At 66.8% G+C, this 18,836-nt stretch carries 19 protein-coding genes; 9 read left to right on the top strand and 10 right to left on the bottom strand.

Going from position 1 to position 18,836, the window contains the following annotated elements; genetic code table 11:
- Positions 1-165: 165 nt before the first annotated feature.
- Entirely contained in the window at positions 166-663 is a 498-nt protein-coding gene (locus GGC47_RS13440; RefSeq protein WP_142022261.1) for an Lrp/AsnC family transcriptional regulator, read from the bottom strand.
- Between the two features lie 227 nt (positions 664-890).
- On the opposite strand from GGC47_RS13440, the gene GGC47_RS13445 reads away from it, so the two are divergent.
- From GGC47_RS13445 to GGC47_RS13465, 5 genes are all read left to right on the top strand, one after another.
- Positions 891-2,150, top strand: a complete 1,260-nt coding sequence (locus GGC47_RS13445; protein ID WP_370954883.1) for a 3-methyl-2-oxobutanoate dehydrogenase (2-methylpropanoyl-transferring) subunit alpha — start codon at positions 891-893, stop codon at positions 2,148-2,150.
- A gap of 4 nt (positions 2,151-2,154) precedes the next feature.
- Positions 2,155-3,171 (top strand): alpha-ketoacid dehydrogenase subunit beta, encoded by a 1,017-nt coding sequence (locus tag GGC47_RS13450; protein WP_370954882.1) that lies wholly within the window; start codon positions 2,155-2,157, stop codon positions 3,169-3,171.
- A complete protein-coding gene (locus GGC47_RS13455; RefSeq protein WP_429068382.1) occupies positions 3,171-4,493 on the top strand; it encodes a dihydrolipoamide acetyltransferase family protein in 1,323 nt (440 codons plus the stop codon). Before GGC47_RS13450 ends, GGC47_RS13455 begins: the two co-directional genes overlap by 1 nt.
- Before the next feature lie 12 nt (positions 4,494-4,505).
- Entirely contained in the window at positions 4,506-5,903 is a 1,398-nt protein-coding gene (lpdA, locus tag GGC47_RS13460) for a dihydrolipoyl dehydrogenase (RefSeq protein ID WP_370954880.1), read from the top strand.
- A 121-nt stretch (positions 5,904-6,024) separates the two neighbouring features.
- On the top strand, positions 6,025-6,429 hold the full coding sequence (locus tag GGC47_RS13465; RefSeq protein WP_038366678.1) for a DUF983 domain-containing protein: 405 nt from the start codon (positions 6,025-6,027) through the stop codon (positions 6,427-6,429).
- Positions 6,430-6,447: 18 nt separating this feature from the next.
- On the opposite strand, the gene GGC47_RS13470 is transcribed toward GGC47_RS13465, so the two are convergent.
- Positions 6,448-7,818: an aminotransferase-like domain-containing protein gene (locus tag GGC47_RS13470; RefSeq protein ID WP_370954879.1), complete on the bottom strand. Its 1,371-nt coding sequence runs from the start codon at positions 7,816-7,818 to the stop codon at positions 6,448-6,450.
- Positions 7,819-7,934: 116 nt separating this feature from the next.
- Here GGC47_RS13470 and GGC47_RS13475 point away from each other — a divergent pair, with 116 nt between their 5' ends.
- Positions 7,935-8,345, top strand: a complete 411-nt coding sequence (locus GGC47_RS13475; protein ID WP_370954878.1) for a nuclear transport factor 2 family protein — start codon at positions 7,935-7,937, stop codon at positions 8,343-8,345.
- 19 nt (positions 8,346-8,364) lie between these two features.
- Here GGC47_RS13475 and GGC47_RS13480 read toward each other — a convergent pair whose 3' ends face one another.
- The 6 genes from GGC47_RS13480 to GGC47_RS13505 form a co-directional block, all read right to left on the bottom strand.
- Entirely contained in the window at positions 8,365-9,096 is a 732-nt protein-coding gene (locus GGC47_RS13480; protein ID WP_038366686.1) for an amino acid ABC transporter ATP-binding protein, read from the bottom strand.
- Positions 9,077-9,730 (bottom strand): amino acid ABC transporter permease, encoded by a 654-nt coding sequence (locus tag GGC47_RS13485; RefSeq protein WP_038366689.1) that lies wholly within the window; start codon positions 9,728-9,730, stop codon positions 9,077-9,079. The genes GGC47_RS13480 and GGC47_RS13485 overlap by 20 nt, the downstream gene beginning before the upstream one ends.
- Positions 9,730-10,389 carry an amino acid ABC transporter permease gene (locus GGC47_RS13490; protein WP_051988399.1) on the bottom strand — a complete coding sequence of 220 codons (660 nt, stop codon included), beginning with the start codon at positions 10,387-10,389 and terminating at the stop codon, positions 9,730-9,732. Before GGC47_RS13490 ends, GGC47_RS13485 begins: the two co-directional genes overlap by 1 nt.
- 114 nt (positions 10,390-10,503) lie before the next feature.
- Positions 10,504-11,307 (bottom strand): transporter substrate-binding domain-containing protein, encoded by an 804-nt coding sequence (locus GGC47_RS13495; RefSeq protein WP_038366695.1) that lies wholly within the window; start codon positions 11,305-11,307, stop codon positions 10,504-10,506.
- A 90-nt stretch (positions 11,308-11,397) separates the two neighbouring features.
- On the bottom strand, positions 11,398-12,375 hold the full coding sequence (locus GGC47_RS13500; protein ID WP_142022256.1) for a 2-hydroxyacid dehydrogenase: 978 nt from the start codon (positions 12,373-12,375) through the stop codon (positions 11,398-11,400).
- 28 nt (positions 12,376-12,403) lie between these two features.
- Positions 12,404-13,165: a GntR family transcriptional regulator gene (locus GGC47_RS13505; RefSeq protein WP_038366701.1), complete on the bottom strand. Its 762-nt coding sequence runs from the start codon at positions 13,163-13,165 to the stop codon at positions 12,404-12,406.
- Between the two features lie 182 nt (positions 13,166-13,347).
- Here GGC47_RS13505 and GGC47_RS13510 point away from each other — a divergent pair, with 182 nt between their 5' ends.
- The 3 genes from GGC47_RS13510 to GGC47_RS13520 are packed head-to-tail and all read left to right on the top strand — an operon-like array spanning position 13,348 to position 15,845.
- Positions 13,348-14,547, top strand: a complete 1,200-nt coding sequence (locus GGC47_RS13510) for a mandelate racemase/muconate lactonizing enzyme family protein (protein WP_162720138.1) — start codon at positions 13,348-13,350, stop codon at positions 14,545-14,547.
- 9 nt (positions 14,548-14,556) lie between these two features.
- Positions 14,557-15,324: an SDR family oxidoreductase gene (locus tag GGC47_RS13515; protein ID WP_142022255.1), complete on the top strand. Its 768-nt coding sequence runs from the start codon at positions 14,557-14,559 to the stop codon at positions 15,322-15,324.
- Between the two features lie 32 nt (positions 15,325-15,356).
- A complete protein-coding gene (locus GGC47_RS13520; protein ID WP_038366710.1) occupies positions 15,357-15,845 on the top strand; it encodes an Lrp/AsnC family transcriptional regulator in 489 nt (162 codons plus the stop codon).
- 138 nt (positions 15,846-15,983) lie between these two features.
- On the opposite strand, the gene mgrA is transcribed toward GGC47_RS13520, so the two are convergent.
- Positions 15,984-17,006, bottom strand: a complete 1,023-nt coding sequence (gene mgrA, locus GGC47_RS13525) for an L-glyceraldehyde 3-phosphate reductase (RefSeq protein ID WP_370954877.1) — start codon at positions 17,004-17,006, stop codon at positions 15,984-15,986.
- Between the two features lie 95 nt (positions 17,007-17,101).
- Positions 17,102-18,532, bottom strand: a complete 1,431-nt coding sequence (locus tag GGC47_RS13530; RefSeq protein ID WP_142022253.1) for an aldehyde dehydrogenase family protein — start codon at positions 18,530-18,532, stop codon at positions 17,102-17,104.
- Positions 18,533-18,836: the final 304 nt, after the last annotated feature.

Consider the following 18,836-nt stretch of genomic DNA (forward strand, 5'->3'; position numbering starts at 1 on the left):
CTCCCGAATGGGAGAAGGTGGCCCGGAGGGCCGGATGAGGGCTCGTCCTCAGCACTGAGGGCGCAACGGCACTGCCCCGTTTTTAACGATCAGCGCCAGGCCCTCACCCCTGCCCCTCTCCCATCCGGGAGAGGGGTTCCCCGCGTCTGACATCGACGACACCGCTCACCCCACAACCTTCAGCGGATCGACCGACAGCGTCCGCTTCAGCGCCCTCAGGCCGAAGGTCGTCCGCGTCTGCCTGACCCCCGGAATGCGGTAGATCGTGCCGCGCAGGAAGCGCTCGTAGTGGTCGGTGCCGCTGACCACGACCTTGGCGAGATAGTCGTATTCGCCGGTGACCAGATGCGCCTCGACCACCTCCGGCGCCTTCACCAGCGCCTCGGCGAACTGGTCGAGCACCTTGTCGTCATGCTTGTCGAGCGTGATCTCGACGAAGACGACATTGTTGTAGCCGAGAGCCTGATGATCGAGCAGGGCGACGTACTTCTCGATGACGCCGGCCTCCTCCAGCCGCTTCACCCGCGTCCAGCAGGGCGAGGGCGACAGGCCGACCTTTTCGGCCAGGGCCTGGGTGGTGAGCCTGCCGTCATCCCGCAATGCAGCAAGAATCTTGCGATCGATCGGATCGAGAGCAGGACTCTTCTGGCTCTTTTTATTCATCGGGTGATCATTCTGGGTTTTGGCTACAAGTCAGAATGATCTTCTGTCACGCTTCCGGGATGCCGGCAAATTCGGAAGGAACCTCCGGGGCGGTGGAGCTAGCGTTGGTTGCAAGGGGAACGATTGCCGGCGGCTGCGGTCGCAGGGCATGGCAGCACCGTTGACGGAACGCCTTGCCGGACGCCGGCAAAGGCGGAATGCTGGCGGCGACAGGGATGGAGGCGCTCATGAGCAGCGACAAGGCAGGCCAGGCGCCGGCAGTAACCCAGCCACTGCAGTTCCATGTCCCCAAACCGGCGAGTCGCCCGGGCGAGAAGCCAGACTTCTCCCATGTCGTGATCCCGAAGGCCGGCTCCGTCGCGCGCCCGCCCGTCGATGTCGACCCCAAGGATATCCGCGACCTTGCCTATTCGATCATCCGCGTCCTCAACCGCGAGGGCGAGGCGGTCGGCCCCTGGGTGCCCGATCTCTCGCATGACGATCTGATCCGGGGGCTACGCCACATGATGACGCTGCGCACCTTCGACGGGCGCATGCAGATGGCGCAGCGCCAGGGCAAGACCTCGTTCTACATGCAGCACACCGGCGAGGAGGCGGTGAGTTGCGCCTTCCGCATCGCGCTCCAGCCCGGCGACATGAACTTTCCGACCTATCGCCAGGCGGGCCTGCTGATCGCGAACGACTACCCGCTCGTCGACATGATGTGCCAGATCTACTCGAACGAGCGCGACCCGATGAAGGGCCGGCAATTGCCGGTGATGTACTCCTCCAAGGAGCACGGTTTCTTCTCGATCTCCGGCAATCTCGCGACGCAATACGTACAGGCCGTCGGCTGGGCGATGGCCTCGGCGATCAAGAACGACACCCGCATCGCCGCCGCCTGGATCGGCGACGGCTCGACGGCGGAATCGGATTTCCACGCCGCGCTGGTTTTCGCCTCGACCTACAAGGCCCCGGTCGTCCTCAACGTCGTCAACAACCAGTGGGCGATCTCGACCTTCCAGGGCATCGCGCGCGGCGGCTCCGGCACCTTCGCGGCACGCGGCCTCGGTTTCGGCATCCCGGCGCTGCGCGTCGACGGCAACGACTACCTTGCGGTCTATGCCGTCGCGCAATGGGCGGTCGAGCGCGCCCGCCGCAATCTTGGGCCGACGCTGGTCGAATACGTCACCTATCGCGCCGGCGCCCATTCCACCTCGGACGACCCGTCCGCCTATCGCCCCAAGCACGAATCCGACGATTGGCCGCTCGGCGATCCGCTGATCCGCCTGAAGCAGCATCTGATCGCGGTCGGCGCCTGGTCGGAGGAGCGCCACAAGCAGGCGGAGGCCGAGATCCTCGCCACCGTCATCGCCGCGCAGAAGGAGGCCGAGAGCTTCGGCACGCTGCATTCCGGCGGCAAGCCCTCGGCGCGCGACATCTTCGAGGACGTCTATGCCGAGCTGCCGCCGCATCTGCGCCGCCAGCGCCAGCAGATCGGAGTCTGACCCGATGGCACGCATGACGATGATCGAGGCGATCCGCTCCGCCATGGACGTCTCCATGGGCCGCGACGACGATGTCGTGGTCTTCGGCGAGGATGTCGGCTTTTTCGGCGGCGTCTTCCGCTGCACCCACGGGCTGCAGCAGAAATACGGGATGTCGCGCTGCTTCGACGCGCCGATCAGCGAGGCCGGCATCGTCGGCACCGCCATCGGCATGGCGGCCTATGGCCTGAAACCCTGCGTCGAGATCCAGTTCGCCGACTACATGTACCCGGCCTATGACCAGATCGTCTCCGAGGCCGCCCGCCTGCGCTACCGCTCGGCCGGCGACTTCACCTGTCCGATGGTGATCCGCATGCCGACCGGCGGCGGCATCTTCGGCGGCCAGACCCATAGCCAGAGCCCGGAAGCGCTCTTCACCCATGTCTCCGGCCTGAAGACGATCGTTCCCTCCAACCCCTACGACGCCAAGGGTCTGCTGATCGCCGCGATCGAGGACCCCGACCCGGTGATCTTCCTGGAGCCGAAGCGGCTCTATAACGGCCCCTTCGATGGCCATCACGACCGCCCGGTCACGGCCTGGTCGAAGCATGAGCTCGCCGAGGTGCCGGAGGGCCATTACACCGTGCCGCTCGGCAAGGCGGTGACGCGTCGCGAAGGCTCCGCCGTCACCATCCTCGCCTATGGCACCATGGTCCATGTCGCGCTGGCGGCGGCCGAGGATACCGGCATCGATGCCGAGGTGATCGACCTTCGCACGCTCGTTCCGCTCGATCTCGAGGCGATCGTCGCCTCGGTCCAGAAGACCGGCCGCTGCATCGTGCTGCACGAGGCGACGCTCACCTCAGGTTTCGGCGGCGAGCTTACGGCGCTGGTGCAGGAGCACTGCTTCTACCATCTGGAGGCGCCGGTGATGCGCGTTACCGGCTGGGATACGCCCTATCCGCATGCGCAGGAATGGGACTATTTCCCCGGTCCGGCTCGCCTCAGTCAGGCGCTGCAAGACATCATGGAGGCACGCTGATGGTCGAGCGCATCATCAAGCTGCCGGATGTCGGCGAGGGCATCGCGGAAGCCGAACTCGTCGAGTGGCACGTCAAGGTCGGCGACATCGTCCGCGAGGACGATCTGCTCGCCGCCGTGATGACCGACAAGGCGACGGTCGAGATTCCGTCGCCGGTCGAGGGCGAGGTCACCTGGGTCGGCGCCGAGGTCGGCGACACCGTCGCGATCGGCTCGGCCATCGTGAAGCTGAAGGTGGCGGGCGCTGAAGGCGCGGTGGCTGAAGAGCCTGCCGAGGAAGCGCCTGCCGAGGAAGCGCCTGCCGAGAAGCCGGCACCTGTTGCAGCCGCTCCGGCGCCCAAGGCGGAGAAGCCTGCTGCATCGGCAGCTCCCGTCAAGCCGGCAGTACCGCCTCAGCCGGCTCCCAAGCCTATGCGTGCCGACGCGGCCCCCATCCAGCGCCGCGCACCGGGCGAGAAGCCGCTGGCCTCGCCGGCCGTGCGCCTGAAGGCGCGCGAGGCCGGGGTCGATCTGCGTCAGGTCCAGGGCACGGGCCTTGCCGGTCGCATCACCCATCAGGATATCGACGCCTTCTTGTTGCGCGGCCCGGAGCCGGCGCGTGGCGGCGGGCTCGTCGAGCAGAGCGCCGTCACCGAGGTGAAGGTCGTCGGCCTGCGCCGCCGCATCGCCGAGAAGATGGCGCTGTCGAAATCGCGCATCCCGCACATCACCATCGTCGAAGAAGTCAACGTCTCGCCGCTGGAGGATTTGCGCGCCACGCTGAACAAGAAGCCGACGCCGGAGCGGCCGAAGCTGACGCTTCTGCCCTTCCTGATGCGGGCCATGGTCAAGGCGCTCGCCGAGCAGCCGGCGCTGAACGCGCTCTATGACGACGATGCCGGCATCGTGCGCCAGCATGCCGCGATCAATATCGGCATCGCCACGCAGACGCCGACCGGCCTGATCGTGCCGGTGGTGAAACATGCCGAGGCGCGCGATCTCTGGGGCTGCGGCATCGAGCTTGCCCGCCTTGCCGAGCGCGGCCGGCAGGGCACCGCGACCCGCGACGAGCTCATCGGCTCGACCATCACCATCACCTCGCTCGGCGCACTCGGCGGCATCGCGACCACGCCGGTGATCAACTACCCGGAAGTTGCCATCGTCGGCGTCAACAAGATGGTCGTGCGTCCGGTCTGGGACGGCACCACCTTCGTGCCGCGCAAGATGATGAACCTCTCCTCCAGCTTCGACCACCGCGTCATCGATGGCTGGGACGCCGCCGTCTTCGTGCAGCGGCTGAAGGAGCTGCTGGAGAACCCGGCCACGCTCTTCGTGGACATCTGAGGAGCGCTGCCCATGACCGAAATCACCTGCAAGCTCCTCGTCATCGGCGCCGGCCCCGGCGGCTATGTCTGCGCCATCCGCGCCGGCCAGCTCGGCATCGACACCGTGATCGTCGAGAGCACCAAGCTCGGCGGCTCCTGCCTCAATGTCGGCTGCATCCCCTCCAAGGCGATGATCCATGTCGCCGAGGAGTTCGAGAAGGCGGCGGAAGCAGCGGCCGGCAAGACGCCCTTCGGCCTGACGGCGGCCGAGCCGAAGCTCGACCTGAAGCAGGCGGTGGCCTGGAAGGACGGCATCGTCCAGCGCCTCAACAACGGCGTCGCGGCGCTGCTGCGCAAGGCCAAGGTCAAGATCGTCCACGGCAAGGCCCGCTTCCGCGACGGCAAGACCGTGGTCGTCGAGACCGAGACCGGGCCGAAGACGATCCAGGCCGAGGCCATTGTCATTGCGACCGGCTCCGCCCCGGTGGAGCTGCCCTTCCTACCCTTCGGTGGGAATGTGATCTCCTCGACCGGCGCGCTGGCGCTGACGGAGGTGCCGAAGCGCCTCGTCGTCGTCGGCGGCGGCTATATCGGGCTGGAGCTGGGCACAGCCTTCGCCAAGCTCGGAGCCAAGGTCACCGTCGTCGAGGCGCAGGACAAGATCCTGCCGCTCTACGATGCCGAGCTGACCGGCCCCATCTCCAAACGCCTGACCGCGCTTGGCGTCGAGGTGCTGACCGGCGCCAAGGCGCTCGGGCCGACGCCCAAAGGCGACGGCCTGCGCATCGAGACGGCCGATTGCAAGGAGCGCAGCCTGCCGGCCGACAAGATCCTGGTGACGGTCGGCCGCAAGCCGGTCACCGATGGTCTCGGCCTTGAAAACCTCGTGCTAGACATGGATGGCCGCTTCATCCGCATTGGCGAGCGTTGCGAGACGGCGATGCGCGGCATCTACGCCATCGGCGACGTCACCGGCGAGCCGATGCTGGCGCATCGCGCCATGGCGCAGGGCGAGATGGTGGCGGAGATCGTCGCCGGCTTAGCCCGCGCCTGGGACAAGCGCGGCATCGCGGCGATCTGCTTCACCGATCCCGAGATTGTCTCGGTCGGCCTCTCGCCAGACGAGGCCAAGCGCGCCGGCCACGAGCTCAAGATCGGCCAGTTCCCCTTCGCCGCCAATGGCCGGGCCATGACCCGCCATGCCGAGGTCGGCTTCGTGCGCGTGGTGGCGCAGGCCGGTAGCGACTTGGTGCTGGGCATCCAGGCAGTCGGGCAAGGTGTCTCGGAACTCTCGGCCGCCTTCGGCCTCGCGATCGAGATGGGCGCGACGCTGCAGGATATCGCCGGCACGATCCACGCCCATCCGACGCTTGGCGAGGCCTTCCCGGAGGCCGCGATGAAGGCGCTCGGCCACGCCCTGCACATCTGAGGAGCCGCGACCGATCCGCGCAGGTCGCCAGCTAAGATGCATACAATCTTGACATTGTCTGTATCGAGGGTGATCTGAGGGGCGACGCCAAGCGAACGGCGCCGTCCCGAGGAGACATTCCATGTCCGGCGAGCATTGGCCGCCACTCTCTCCGCTCCAGACCGGCCTGCGCGGCCGCTGCCCGCGCTGTGGGCAGGGCAAGATGTTCGAGAGCTTCCTGAAGCTGAAGCCGAAATGCGAGGTCTGCGGCCTCGACTATTCCTTCGCCGACCCGGCCGATGGTCCGGCCTTCTTCGTGATGATGTTCGTCTGCATCCCCGCGGCGGCTTTCCCGCTCTGGCTGGAATTGAACTACAACCCGCCGACCTGGGTGCATCTCGTCACGACGCTGCCGTTGATCCTGCTGACCTGTATCCCGCCCTTGCAACCCTTGAAGGGCTGGCTCGTCGCCTCGCAGTTCTTCCACAAGGCCGAGGAAGGGCGCCTCGCGGCTCCCGCCACGCCGAAGGACAGCCCCGCCGCCTGACTCGGCCATTGGCTCGGCTCAGGCCGGCGCGCGTTCCCCGGCGATGATTCCGGCGAGCAGGCGCAGCGCCTCGGCAAGGCGCGCGCGCTCGGGCACGGCTCCGAGCGCGACCCGGATCGCGTCCGGCACCTGTTCGCCCGTCGCGAACGCATCCGAGGCCATCACGCCGAGCCCTGCCTGACGCGCGCTCTCGATCAGCCGGTGCCGGTCCCGATGCGGTGGCAGCGGCTGCCAGAGATGCAGCGCATGCGGATGCGCTTGCATCGAAGCGGGCAGGATCGCACGCGCCAGCGCCTGCCGCTCGGCCGCCTCGCGGCGCACTCCGTCGAGCAAATCCTGCGCGGCACCGATCCTGATCCAGTGGGCGGCGAGAGCCGTCATCAAGGGAGCCGGCATCAGCGCCACGGCCCGCAACGCAGCAACAAGCCCGTCGCCCTCGATACCGTCGGGCAGCACGACGAAGGCAGTGCGCAGGCCGGGGGTGAGCACCTTCGACAAGGTCGCGACATGCCATGTCCGCTCCGGGGCCAGCACGGCGAGGGGCGGCGGTGCATCACCCGCAAGCAGGCTGTAAGGGTCGTCCTCGATCAGGGTGAGGTCGAGCTTGCGCGCCATGGCTGCGATCTCCTGCCGCCGTCCGAGTGGAACAGTCCGGCAGGTCGGGTTGTGCAGCGTCGGCGTCAGGCAGAACAGCCGGGCACCGGAACGGCGGGCGGCTTCCTCCAGCGCCTGCGGCAAGGGGCCATCGCCGTCCTCCGCCACCGGTGCAATGGCGAGGCTGCGCCGGCGGGCCGCGTCGATCTGGCCGGGATAGGCGAGCGGTTCCATCAGGACGGTGTCGCCGGGGGCGGCGAGCATCTGGAACAGGGCGGTGAGTGCGGTCTGGGCGCCGGGCGCCACCACGATCCTTTGCGGCGGCAGGGCACCCAGCAAAGGTGCAAGCCAGGCCGCGCCGGCCGCCCGCTCCGCCAGCGAGCCGCCCCCGGCATGGTAGTTCATCAGCTGGTCGGCGTTGCTGCGCGCCAGCAACTCGGCGATGCCGCGTTCCATCATCTCGCCCAGCCGCACGCCTTTTGGCGCGGGCGGGATCGTCATGCTCAGGTCGAGCGGCGGGCCGGCCTCTTCCTGCCGGGTCGAGATGAAGGAGCCGCGCCCCGTCACCGCATCGAGCAGCCCGCGCTCGCGCGCCTCGCCGAAGGCGCGGGTCACAGTGGTGAGGTCGACCTCGAGGAGTTCGGCCAGTTTCCGCTGAGGCGGCAACCGGTCACCGGGCCGCAGGCGTCCATCCGAGACAGCGCGTTCGATCAGCCCGACGATTTGCAGGTAGCGCGGCCCGGCAGCGGGGTCGAGCTCACCGAGCCATGACGGCATTGTCGCGGCTTGCGCCATGGCTGATCCCTCATGCCATACATTCTTGCTATTGTATGCGTCGATAGCGCAGCCGCTGCTGACAAGCCAGTGCCTCCGCCCTTGCGAGAACGAGGGCCTCTCTCTGGAGAAGAGCTATGCCCGAGCGTTCGCGTGTCGAGGATTTCATCGCGGCCGTTGTCGGAGGCGATCATGTCGCGGCCGTTGTCGGAGGCGATCATGTCGCGGCGATCCGCGATTTCTACTGGGAAGACGCTTCCATGCAGGAGAACATGGCCGAGCCACGGCGCGGCCGGGATCTGCTGATGGAGCATGAGGCGCGGGCGCTCGCGCGCCTTGAGCGCATGCACACCCATCCGCCGCGCGCCGTGCTGGTCGATGGCGACCGGGTGGTCGTCCACTGGACCTTCGACGCGACGGGCAAGGACGGTGTCACGCGCCGGCTCGACGAGCTTGCGATCCAGCGCTGGCGCGGCGACCGCATCGTCGAAGAGCGCTTCTTCTACGATACGGCCACGGCCTGGAGGCCGGTCGAGCCGGTGCCATGACGGGCGTGGCCGCCGAGGCTCAATGCGCGCCGGCGCTGACGAAGGCCTTGAGCTCCGGCGTCTGCGGGTTGGCGAAGAGCTCCTTCGACGGACCCTGCTCCCAGATCTTGCCCTGATGCATGAACACGGTGGTGTTCGCGACCGTGCGGGCGAAGTTCATCTCGTGGGTCACGAGCAGCATGGTCATGCCGCCCTTGGCGAGCTTCTCCATGACGAGCAGCACCTCGCCGGTCAGTTCCGGATCGAGCGCCGAGGTGACCTCGTCGAACAGCATCACCTTCGGCTTCATCGCCAGCGAGCGGGCGATGGCGACGCGCTGCTGCTGGCCACCGGAGAGATTGTCCGGATAGCTGTCGAACTTCTCGGACAAGCCGACCTGCGCCAGCACCTCCTTGGCCAGCGCCAGCGCCTCGGCCTGCGGCACGTCCTTGGTGATGCGCGGCGAAAGCATGATGTTCTGTCCCACCGTGAGGTGCGGGAACAGATTGTAGCTCTGGAAGACGATGCCGACATCCTTGCGCAATTCGCGCAGCTTCTTCGGATCCTGCGTCGTCAGGTGCCCGGCGACCTCGATCTTGCCGGCATGGAAGCTCTCGAGCCCGTTGATGCAGCGCAGCAGCGTCGACTTGCCCGAGCCGGAGCGCCCGATGATGGCGACCACCTGGCCGGCCTCGACGCTGAGCGAGACGCCCTTCAGCACCTCCAGCGAGCCGAAGCGCTTGTGGATGTCTTCAATGAGAACGGCTGGCATTCATCACCTTTTCGAGATGGCGGCTGAGCCGGGACAGTGGGAAGCAGATCGCGAAATAGATCAGCGCGACCAGGCTGAAGATCTGGAAGGCCTGATAGGTCGCGTTGTTGACCAGCATGCCGGCGCGCATCAGGTCGACGAAGCCGACGACCTGGACGATCGAGGTGTTCTTCACGAGCTGGACGAGGAAGCCGACCGTCGGTGGCAGCGAGATCCGGACCGCCTGCGGCAGGATGACATGGCGGTAGGTCTGCGCCGTCGTATGCGCCAGCGAGGCCGAGGCCTCCCATTGCTGGCGCGGCACGGATTCGATCGATCCGCGCCAGATCTCGGCGAGATAGGCCGAGACATAGATCGACAGCGAGGCGGAGGCCGCGAGGAAGGGCGGCAGTTCGATGCCGAGCGCCGAGAGCCCGTAATAGCTCATGAACAGCACCATCAGCACCGGGATCGACTGGATCACCAGGATGTAGCTGGCGGCGAAGCGGCGCAGCCACCGGAGCCGCGACAGGCGCATGATCGCGAAGACGCCGCCGATGATGCTGCCGATGAAGAAGGCGATTGCCGTGAGCGCCAGCGTCCAGCCGGCGGAGCGCAGGATGAAATAGGCCTCGGGCCAACCGAAGGTCTGCATCAGGCGGCCTCCCCATGCGCTTCGGTGAGCCGGGCAAGGCCCGACACCTGCGGGAAGAGCTTTCGGCCGAGCCAGTTCAGGAAGAGTTTGAAGGAGAGCGCCAGCACGAGGTAGAGCACGGTGACGACGATATAGGTCTCGAACGAGCGGAACGTGTCCTGCTCGATGATCGCCGCCGTTCCGGACAATTCCTGCACCGAGACGAAGGAGCAGATGCTGGAGGCCAGCATCATCAGCACGAACTGGCTCGACAGCGCCGGCCAGACGCGGGCGAAGGCCGGCTGCAGGATGACATGCTTCAGCACCTGCCACTTGGTCATTGCGAGCGCGAGACCGGCCTCGATCTGCGATTTATGGATGGAATCGACGCCGGCCCGGATGATCTCGGTGGCGTAGGCGGCGAGATTGAGCGTCATCGCCAGAACGGAGGCTTCGAGCCCGTTCAGGCGGATACCCAACTGCGGCAGCCCGAAGAAGATCATGAAGAGCTGTACCAGGAAGGGCGTGTTGCGCATCAGTTCGACATAGGCGTCGACGAGATAGCCGGCCCAGCTGCCCGCGAGGCTGCGCAGCGCGGTCATGCCCGTCGCCAGGACGAGGCCGAGCGCGATCGCGACGAAGGACAGCGCGATCGTGAGCCAGACCCCGTGCAGGATCATCGGCCATTTGGAAAGGACGTCTTGGAAGAGCAACGGCGCGCTCCTTCGGCCTGCGAGGTCGAGGGTCGCCGGCGCGCGCTCAGGCGCGCCGGCAGGTCCGATCGGAGGGTTGGATCAGAAGGTCGGCAGCGGCGGCAGCGGGCTGCCGACCCACTTCTGCGCGATCGCGTCGAGCTCGCCGTTCTGCTTGACGTAGTAGATGAAGTTGTTGAGCCACTGGCGCAGCTCCCAGGCGTCCTTGCGCATGGTCATCGAGTTCGGCTGCACGCCGAACACGAACTTCAGCTCGGTCTCGGTCTCGCCGCGCGCCTTCATGGCGGCGTTGGCCTGGGCGTCGGGGCCGGCGATGGCCTCGACCTGGCCGGAGAACAGCGCCTGCATGGTGGTGGCGTCGTCCTCGAAGCGCAGGATGGTGAGGTTCAGCTCCTTCTCGCGGCTGGTGAACTCGCGCTCGACGCTGGAGCCGCGGTTGACGCCGACCTTGCGGCCCTTGAGGTCGTCCCAGGTTTTGATGGCGACGTTCTTCTTGGCGTAGATGCCGGTCTGGAAGGCGCTGTAGGGGATGGAGAACATCACCGCCTTGGCGCGCTCGGGCGTGGGCGCCAGCGTGGCGACGAGGAAGTCGACCTTGTTGGCCTCCAGCGCCGGGATGCGGGCCGGCGGGGTGAGCTGCACCATCTCGACCTTGACGCCGAGATATTTGCCGATCAGCGCGATGACGTCGGCGTCATAGCCGATGGCGTTGCCCTGCGAGTCGACCGAGCCATAGGGCGGGGCGCCGATCAGTACGCCGATCTTGACCGAGCCGCGCTTGATGATGTCGGTGATCGACTGGGCCGAGGCCTGGCTCGCCGCGAACATGCCGGCGCCGAGCGCGAGAGCCACGCCGGCGATCTTGATACGCTTGAGGATATTCACTGGACGTCTCCCGTTGTGGTGCATTCGCGCTGATTGGTCCCCGGCTTCTTGTGGCCGGTTGATGGGCGAGAAGTGGTTATGCCTCTCGGTTCACTGTCCCCTTCGGACGACGTTCTCCAGCGGCTCGCCGGAGAAACGGCGCCTGATGTTACCAGCAATGACCGCCTGGCGCCGCCGGATCGTTCCGCTGGTCCAGCCGGACATATGCGGGGTCATTAAAACGTTTGAAAGCTCGTGGAAAGGCAGTTTCGACGGCAGCGGCGTGGCATCCCCAGCCTGTGGATAACGGTACCAGGTGTCGATGATCGCGCCGCCGATGCGGCGGCTCTTCAGGGCGTCGTAAAGCGCCTCTTCGTCGATGGTCGGCCCGCGCCCGACATTGACCACGACGGCGTCAGGACGCATCGCCGCGAAGGCCGCGGCGCCGACGATGCCCTTGGTCTCCTCCGTCAGCGGCACCGAGACGACGACGACATCGACCGAGCCGCAGAAGGCAGCGAGCTGGTCCAGGGTGAAGGCGCGGTCGACGAGGGGCGAGGGTGCGACCGGGCTTCGGTTGGCGACATGCACCTGCATCTCGAAGGCCTTGGCGCGGGCGGCGATCGCCTTGCCGATATGGCCGAAGCCGAGGAGGCCGATGGTCCGGCCGGCGATCTCGTCATGCACCCGCTCCGGCGCGCCGGCCCAATAGGCCCAGTCGCCCTGGCGCAGCCGCCGGTCGGCGTCGGCGAGCGGGATCGCGCGGGCGAGGAGGGCGCTCATCACATATTCCGCGATGGCCTGCTCGTGGCCGAAGCAGTTGCACACGGCGGCGGAAGCCGGCAGCAGGTCGAGATTGACGGCATCGTAGCCGGCGCCCGGCACATGGAAGAGCTTGAGCCCCGCCGGCACCGGCAGGCTCGCGTCGAACTTCACGCCGATGATGGCCTGCGCCTGCGCATAGGCCGCCTGCTCTGCCTCGGTCTCCAGCACATCCGGCAGCAATTGGATCTCGGCCGGCCCGCCGAGCAGGTCGGCGAAGCCGTGGCTGAAGCTGGCGGCGTTCTCGCCGTGGAAGATGATGCGCATGGTCTCGGATGTCCGGCGGTTCGGGAGTTTAGCGGGGCAGCAGCGGCTCGACGCTGCAGTCGAGCAGGGAGGGATCGATGTTCTCCTCCATCTCGTCGAACATGGTGTCGACGAAGGCGATCAGCTTTTCGGAGGCGGCGATGGCGCGCTCGGCCTGCGACGAGGCGATGCCGTTGAGCAGGGCGAGATGGTGGTCGATGGTCCCGTCCAGATTATGCTGGCCGGGCATGTAGCTGTGATGGATGAAGCCGATGCGCCGGAAGATGGTGTGCAGCGGCCTCAGCGTATGCTCGAGGAAAGGCTCGCCCGCCGCCGCCAGGATCATCTGGTCGATGCGCCGGTCGAGGCTGTTGAATTCGGCGAGCGTCAGCTCCTCGCGGCGGTCGCGGAGCAGCCGGGCCATATGCAGCATCTGGTTGCGGTGGGTCGGCCCGGCGCGCTCGGCGGCGAGCCGCGCGACGAAGCGCTCGAGATCGCCGCGCAGCTTGAGCAGCACGCGTTCGCGCGCCAGGTCGATCGGCGCGATCTGGAGCCCATGCCGGGGGCGAATATTGATCAGCGTGTCCGCCGCGAGCCGGTTGACGGCGTGGTGGACGGGGGTGCGGCCGAAGCCGGTCAGATCCTGCAGATCCTGCATCGTCAGCAGGCGGCCGGGCTTGAGCTGGCAATCTATCAGCATCGACTCGATGCGTTCATAAGCCAGTTCGAAGAAGTTCAGGCGGTTGCGGCGCGGCAGCGGCTCGAGCGCATCGAGCTCGGCGAGCTTCGGCTCCTCCTTGCGTCTTGCCATGTTTCCTCCGCAGCGGGCTCTTGCCGGCCCATGCTTGCCGGCGACGATAAACATGTTGTGATATTTTACAAGCGCTCTTATGGTCGGCACGCTCCGTCGCCATCCTAGGCCGACGGAAGCGCGGGTAAAGGATGGGAGGGCACGACCAAAGTCGAAGCCAGCCCTCGCCAGGGAGGCGGACTTTGAAAATCACAGCGATCGAGACGTTGCGGACCGAGGAGTTCGCCAATGTCCTCTGGGTGCGCGTGCACACCGATGCGGGGGTGATCGGCCTCGGCGAGACCTTCTATGGCGCGGCCTCGGTAGAGGCCCATCTCCACGACACGCTCGCCATGCGGCTCCTCGGCAAGAACCCGCTGCATATCGAGGCGCTGCACAAGGAGATGACCAACCTGCCGATGGCGCAGGCCTCGACGGGTGCGGAATCGCGCGCGACCTCGGCCGTCGACATCGCGCTCTGGGACATCTTCGGCAAGGTCTGCGGCCAGCCGGTCCACCAGATGCTGGGCGGCCTCTGCCGCGACAAGCAGCGCATCTACAACACCTGTGCCGGCTATGGATATGTCCGCTCGCACAACATCAAGCCGGTCTCGACCTGGAATTTCGGGCACTCCGAGGGCCCCTATGAAGACCTGCACGGCTTCATGACCCGTGCCGACGAGGTCGCCGAAAGCCTGCTCGAAAGCGGCATCACCGCGATGAAGATCTGGCCCTTCGATCCCCCGGCGATCGAGAACCAGGGCCTGTTCATCACGCCCGACCAGATGCGCAAGGCCTGCGAGCCCTTCGAGAAGATCCGCAAGGCCGTCGGCGACAAGATGGAAATCATGGTCGAGTTCCACTCGCTCTGGAACCTGCCGACCGCGATCAAGATCGCCCGCGTGCTCGAGCAGTACGAGCCGAGCTGGTATGAGGACCCGATCCGGATGAACTCGCCGCAGGCGCTGGCCGAATTCGCCCGCTCGACCAAAGTCTCGGTGACCGCGAGCGAGACGCTGGGCTCGCGCTTCCCCTACAAGGACATGCTCGACCGCGACGCGATGCATGTCGTGATGGCCGATCTGTGCTGGACCGGCGGGCTCACCGAGGGCCGCAAGATCGCGGCGATGGCGGAGACCTATCACCGCCCCTTCGCGCCGCATGACTGCATCGGCCCGGTCGGCTTCATCGCGGCGATCCACGCCTCCTTCAGCCAGCCCAACACGCTGATCCAGGAATCGGTACGCGCCTTCTACACCGGCTGGTACAAGGAGCTGGTCACCGAGATGCCGCGGATCGAGGGAGGCTATGTCTACCCGATGGAGGCGCCGGGCCTCGGCGTCGAATTGCTGCCGGCGGTGTTCGAGCGCTCGGACCTGACGGTCCGCCGCTCCAGCCTCTGAGATGACGTGATGACCAATCCCCTCTTCGATCTCACGGGCCGCACGGCCCTCGTCACCGGTTCCTCGCGCGGGCTCGGCCGCGCCATGGCGGAGGGGCTGGCGGCGGCCGGCGCCCGCATTCTCGTCAACGGCACGGATGCGGAACGGGTCGCGACCGCCGTCAAGGAGATGCGTCAGGCCGGCCATGAGGCCGACGCGGCGCCCTTCGACGTCACTTCCGAGGACGCCGTCGTCAAGGCCTTCGCCGGCTTCGACGCCGCCGGCATCGCCGTCGACATCCTCGTCAACAATGCCGGCATCCAGTTCCGCAAGCCGATGGTCGAGCTGGCGACGGCCGATTGGCAGCGGGTCATCGACACCAACCTGACCTCGGCCTTCGTCATCGGCCGGGAAGCCGCGAAGCGCATGATCGCGCGCGGCCACGGCAAGGTCATCAACATCGGCTCGCTGACCTCAGCGCTGGCCCGGGCCACCGTCGCGCCCTATACGGTCGCCAAGGGCGGCATCAAGATGCTGACCCAGGCGATGGCCGCCGAATGGGCCGAGCACGGCATCCAGGCCAATGCCATCGGCCCCGGCTACATGCTGACCGACATGAACCAGGCGCTGATCGAGAACCCGACCTTCGACACCTGGGTCAAGGGCCGCACCCCGTCGAAGCGCTGGGGCAAGCCGGAGGAACTGATCGGCGCCGCCGTCTTCCTCGCCGCGCCGGCCTCCGACTACGTCAACGGCCAGATCATCTATGTCGATGGCGGAATGCTCGCCGTCCTGTAGAACGGCGGAACCTGATCCGCCGGAGGACAAGGATGGCCCGCCCGCGCCTCGATGCGCTCGACCGCAAGATCATCGCGGAATTGCAGACCAATTCGCGCCTCTCGGTGCAGGAATTGGCCGAGCGGGTCGGCCTCTCCGCCTCGCCCTGCGCGCGGCGCATCCGCATCCTCGAAGAGGCGGGCGTCATCCAGGGCTATGCCGCGATCATCGACCAGACCAAGGTCGGCCTGCCGATCAGCGTCTTCGTCTCGATCAGGCTGGAACGCCAGCGCGAGGACGAACTCGACCGCTTCTCGCAGGCGGTGGCGCGCTGGCCCGAGGTGGTCGACTGCTATCTGATGACCGGCCAGCGCGATTATCTGCTGCGCATCGTCGTGCGCGACCTGCCGGCCTATGAGCGCTTCCTCAAGGACAAGCTCACCCGCCTCGACGGCGTCGCCTCGATCGAGTCGAGTTTCGCGCTGGGCCAGGTGAAGCGCTCCAGCGCCTTGCCGATCGCGGCGGCGCCGGAGGAGGATTAGGCTCGCTTCTCGCCGCTTGTCATCCCGGACAAGCCGCGAAGCGGCGCCGATCCGGGATCCATGCCTGAACCGTTCCGGAATGGATCCCGGGTCTCCCTCCGGTCGCCCGGGATGACCCGCGGGGGAGGCGAAGGCGTTCTACCGCTCCGCCGAAGCCGCCCAGATATTGATCCCGCCATCGACCGCATGCCTGTCGATCGCCGCCAGCTCTTCGGTCGAAAACTCGGTGTTCCCCAGCGCCGCGACGCAATCCATCACCTGTTCCGGCCGGCTCGCGCCGATCAGCGCCGAAGTGACGCGCCCGCCGCGCAATACCCAGGCGATTGCCATCTGGGCGAGGCTCTGGCCCCGCGCCCTGGCAATCTCGTTCAGCGCCGCGATGTGCTGGATGTTGTCGTCGCTGAGGAAGCCTTCGCGGAAGGAGGGCGCCTTCTTGTCGGCGCGGCTGCCGGCCGGCACGCCCTTCAGGTACTTGTCGGTCAGCATGCCCTGCGCCAGCGGCGAGAACACGATCGAGCCGATCCCTTCCGCGTCGAGCGTGTCGAGCAAACCGTCCTCCTCGATCCAGCGGTTGAGCATCGAATAGCTCGGCTGGTGGATCAGGCAGGGCGTGCCGAGCCGGCGCAGGATCGCGACTGCCTCCTGCGTGCGCTTCGAGTTGTAGGAGGATAGGCCGACATAGAGCGCCTTGCCCTGGCGGACGATGGCGTCGAGCGCCCCCATCGTCTCCTCCAGCGGCGTGTTCGGGTCGAAACGGTGCGAGTAGAAGATGTCGACATAGTCGAGCTTCATCCGCTTCAGGCTCTGGTCGAGGCTGGAGATCAGGTATTTGCGGCTGCCCCATTCGCCATAGGGGCCGGGCCACATCCGGTAGCCGGCCTTGGTCGAGATCACCAGCTCGTCGCGATAGCCGGCGAAGTCCTGGCTGAGAATCTCGCCGAAGGCGGTTTCGGCAGAGCCTGGGGGCGGACCGTAATTATTGGCGAGGTCGAAATGGGTGATGCCGAGATCGAAGGCCGTGCGGCAGATCTCGCGCATATTGGCACGGGCACCGGTCTCGCCGAAATTCTGCCAGAGGCCGAGCGAAAGCGCCGGCAGCATCAGTCCGCTGCGGCCGCAGCGGTTGTAGCGCATCGCGTCATAGCGGTTGGGATTGACCATGACTCAAGCCTCTCAATCGATTGAATGACGAATAAGATGAAGGCCCGGTGGCGTTGCGTCCACCGGGCCTCGTTGTCTATCGGGTCGCGATCCGATCAGGCGGCGGCGTAGCCGACCGTGCCCTTGATCTCGAGGAACTCCTCGAGGCCGAAATCGGCGTATTCGCGGCCGTTGCCGGACTGCTTGTAGCCGCCGAAGGGCGCGCCGGCGTCCCAGGCCGGGTAGTTGATGTAGACATTGCCCGAGCGCATCTGCGAGGCGATCTTGCGCGCGCGCTCCTGAGAGCCGGACTGGACATAGGAAGCCAGGCCATAGGGCGTGTCGTTGGCGCGCGAAACCACCTCGTCGTCGCTCTTGTAGGGCAGGATCGACAGCACGGGGCCGAAGATCTCCTCGCGGGCGATGGTCATCTCGTCGGTGACGCCGCCGAACACGGTCGGGCGGACATAGTAGCCGCGATTGAGCCCTTCCGGACGGCCCGTGCCGCCGGTGACCAGCGTCGCGCCTTCCTTGATGCCGGCCTCGATCAGGCGCTGGATCTTCTCGTACTGGACCTCGCTGACGACCGGGCCGAGGAAGACGCCGTCGGCCGAGGGAGCGCCGACCTTGAGCGGCTCGGCCACCTGCTTGGCGATGGCGAGCGCCTCCTCATGCAGCTTCTCCGGCACGAACATCCGGGTCGGCGCGTTGCAGGACTGTCCGGAGTTGCGCATCACGCTCTCGACGCCGAGCTTCACCGACTTCTTCAGGTCGGCATCGTCGAGGATGATATTGGCCGACTTGCCGCCGAGCTCCTGATGCACGCGCTTGACGGTATCCGCCGCCGCCTTGGCGACGAGGATGCCGGCCCGCGTCGAACCGGTGAAGGAGACCATGTCGACGCCCGGATGACGCGAGATCGCCTCGCCGACCGTCGGGCCGTCGCCGTTGACGAGGTTGAACACGCCCTTAGGCACGCCGGCTTCTTCCATCGCCTCGGCGAAGATGATGGCGTTGAGCGGCGCGATCTCGGAGGGCTTCAGCACCATGGTGCAGCCGGCGGCGAGCGCGGGCGCGACCTTGCACATGATCTGGTTGAGCGGCCAGTTCCACGGCGTGATCATGCCGACGACGCCGATCGGCTCCTTGGCGATCAGGGTGGTGCCGCGCAGCTCCTCGAACTCGAAGTTTTCGAGGGTCTCGATCATCTTGGCGAGATGGGCGGTGCCCATCGCGGCCTGCGCCCGGTGCGCCAGCTCCTTCGGCGCGCCCATCTCGCGCGACAGGATGTCGGCGATGGCGTCGTAGCGCTTCTTGTAGGCCTCGGCGAGGCGGCGCATCAGGGCGAGGCGCTCGGCCTTGGAGGTCGCGGCGAAGGCGGGGAAGGCGGCGCGTGCGGCCGCGACGGCCTTGTCGACATCGGCCTGCTCGCCGAGCGCGATGGTGGCGAAGACCTCCTCGTTCGACGGATCGATCACGCCGAGCGTGCGGTTGCCCGAGGGCTTCACCCACTGGCCGTCGATATAGAATTCGAGCTCATGCGCCATGGTCTGGTCTCCTGCCTTGTCTTGGCTCGGGCGCGCGGACAGCCTGCCGGAAGCGGCTGGCGATCGATGCCCCGAGCGGGAACTGTCGGTGTCGGATGCGAACGGGCCGCCTTGCGCGATCATGCATCGCCGGCCGCCATCGACGCTGTATCTGACGGGGCATAACGTTAGGGGGCGGATCCGCGCCTGTCACCGGGCACCGTGTCGCGTTTGCGGATGGCGGCCATGCAGTGGCGCTTCTTGTGCGAGGACGCGCCGGGCCTGTTCTTCACGAGAACCACCGCGTCATCCCGGGTCTACGCTT

The organism is Allobosea sp. OAE752, from assembly GCF_050433265.1.
GTDB classification, from domain to species: Bacteria; Pseudomonadota; Alphaproteobacteria; order Rhizobiales; family Beijerinckiaceae; genus Allobosea; species Allobosea spartocytisi.

What these genes read in the sequence shown, in the direction of transcription:
- GGC47_RS13515 (WP_142022255.1), top strand. Translation starts at nt 14,557, where the DNA reads ATGACCAATCCCCTCTTCGATCTCACGGGCCGCACGGCCCTCGTCACC.
- GGC47_RS13530 (WP_142022253.1), bottom strand. Translation starts at nt 18,532, where the DNA reads ATGGCGCATGAGCTCGAATTCTATATCGACGGCCAGTGGGTGAAGCCC.
- GGC47_RS13450 (WP_370954882.1), top strand. Translation starts at nt 2,155, where the DNA reads ATGGCACGCATGACGATGATCGAGGCGATCCGCTCCGCCATGGACGTC.
- GGC47_RS13485 (WP_038366689.1), bottom strand. Translation starts at nt 9,730, where the DNA reads ATGCAGACCTTCGGTTGGCCCGAGGCCTATTTCATCCTGCGCTCCGCC.
- GGC47_RS13480 (WP_038366686.1), bottom strand. Translation starts at nt 9,096, where the DNA reads ATGCCAGCCGTTCTCATTGAAGACATCCACAAGCGCTTCGGCTCGCTG.
- GGC47_RS13440 (WP_142022261.1), bottom strand. Translation starts at nt 663, where the DNA reads ATGAATAAAAAGAGCCAGAAGAGTCCTGCTCTCGATCCGATCGATCGC.
- GGC47_RS13465 (WP_038366678.1), top strand. Translation starts at nt 6,025, where the DNA reads ATGTCCGGCGAGCATTGGCCGCCACTCTCTCCGCTCCAGACCGGCCTG.
- GGC47_RS13470 (WP_370954879.1), bottom strand. Translation starts at nt 7,818, where the DNA reads ATGGCGCAAGCCGCGACAATGCCGTCATGGCTCGGTGAGCTCGACCCC.
- GGC47_RS13475 (WP_370954878.1), top strand. Translation starts at nt 7,935, where the DNA reads ATGCCCGAGCGTTCGCGTGTCGAGGATTTCATCGCGGCCGTTGTCGGA.
- GGC47_RS13455 (WP_429068382.1), top strand. Translation starts at nt 3,171, where the DNA reads ATGGTCGAGCGCATCATCAAGCTGCCGGATGTCGGCGAGGGCATCGCG.
- GGC47_RS13500 (WP_142022256.1), bottom strand. Translation starts at nt 12,375, where the DNA reads ATGCGCATCATCTTCCACGGCGAGAACGCCGCCAGCTTCAGCCACGGC.
- GGC47_RS13505 (WP_038366701.1), bottom strand. Translation starts at nt 13,165, where the DNA reads ATGGCAAGACGCAAGGAGGAGCCGAAGCTCGCCGAGCTCGATGCGCTC.
- GGC47_RS13445 (WP_370954883.1), top strand. Translation starts at nt 891, where the DNA reads ATGAGCAGCGACAAGGCAGGCCAGGCGCCGGCAGTAACCCAGCCACTG.
- mgrA (WP_370954877.1), bottom strand. Translation starts at nt 17,006, where the DNA reads ATGGTCAATCCCAACCGCTATGACGCGATGCGCTACAACCGCTGCGGC.
- GGC47_RS13490 (WP_051988399.1), bottom strand. Translation starts at nt 10,389, where the DNA reads ATGATCCTGCACGGGGTCTGGCTCACGATCGCGCTGTCCTTCGTCGCG.
- lpdA (WP_370954880.1), top strand. Translation starts at nt 4,506, where the DNA reads ATGACCGAAATCACCTGCAAGCTCCTCGTCATCGGCGCCGGCCCCGGC.
- GGC47_RS13520 (WP_038366710.1), top strand. Translation starts at nt 15,357, where the DNA reads ATGGCCCGCCCGCGCCTCGATGCGCTCGACCGCAAGATCATCGCGGAA.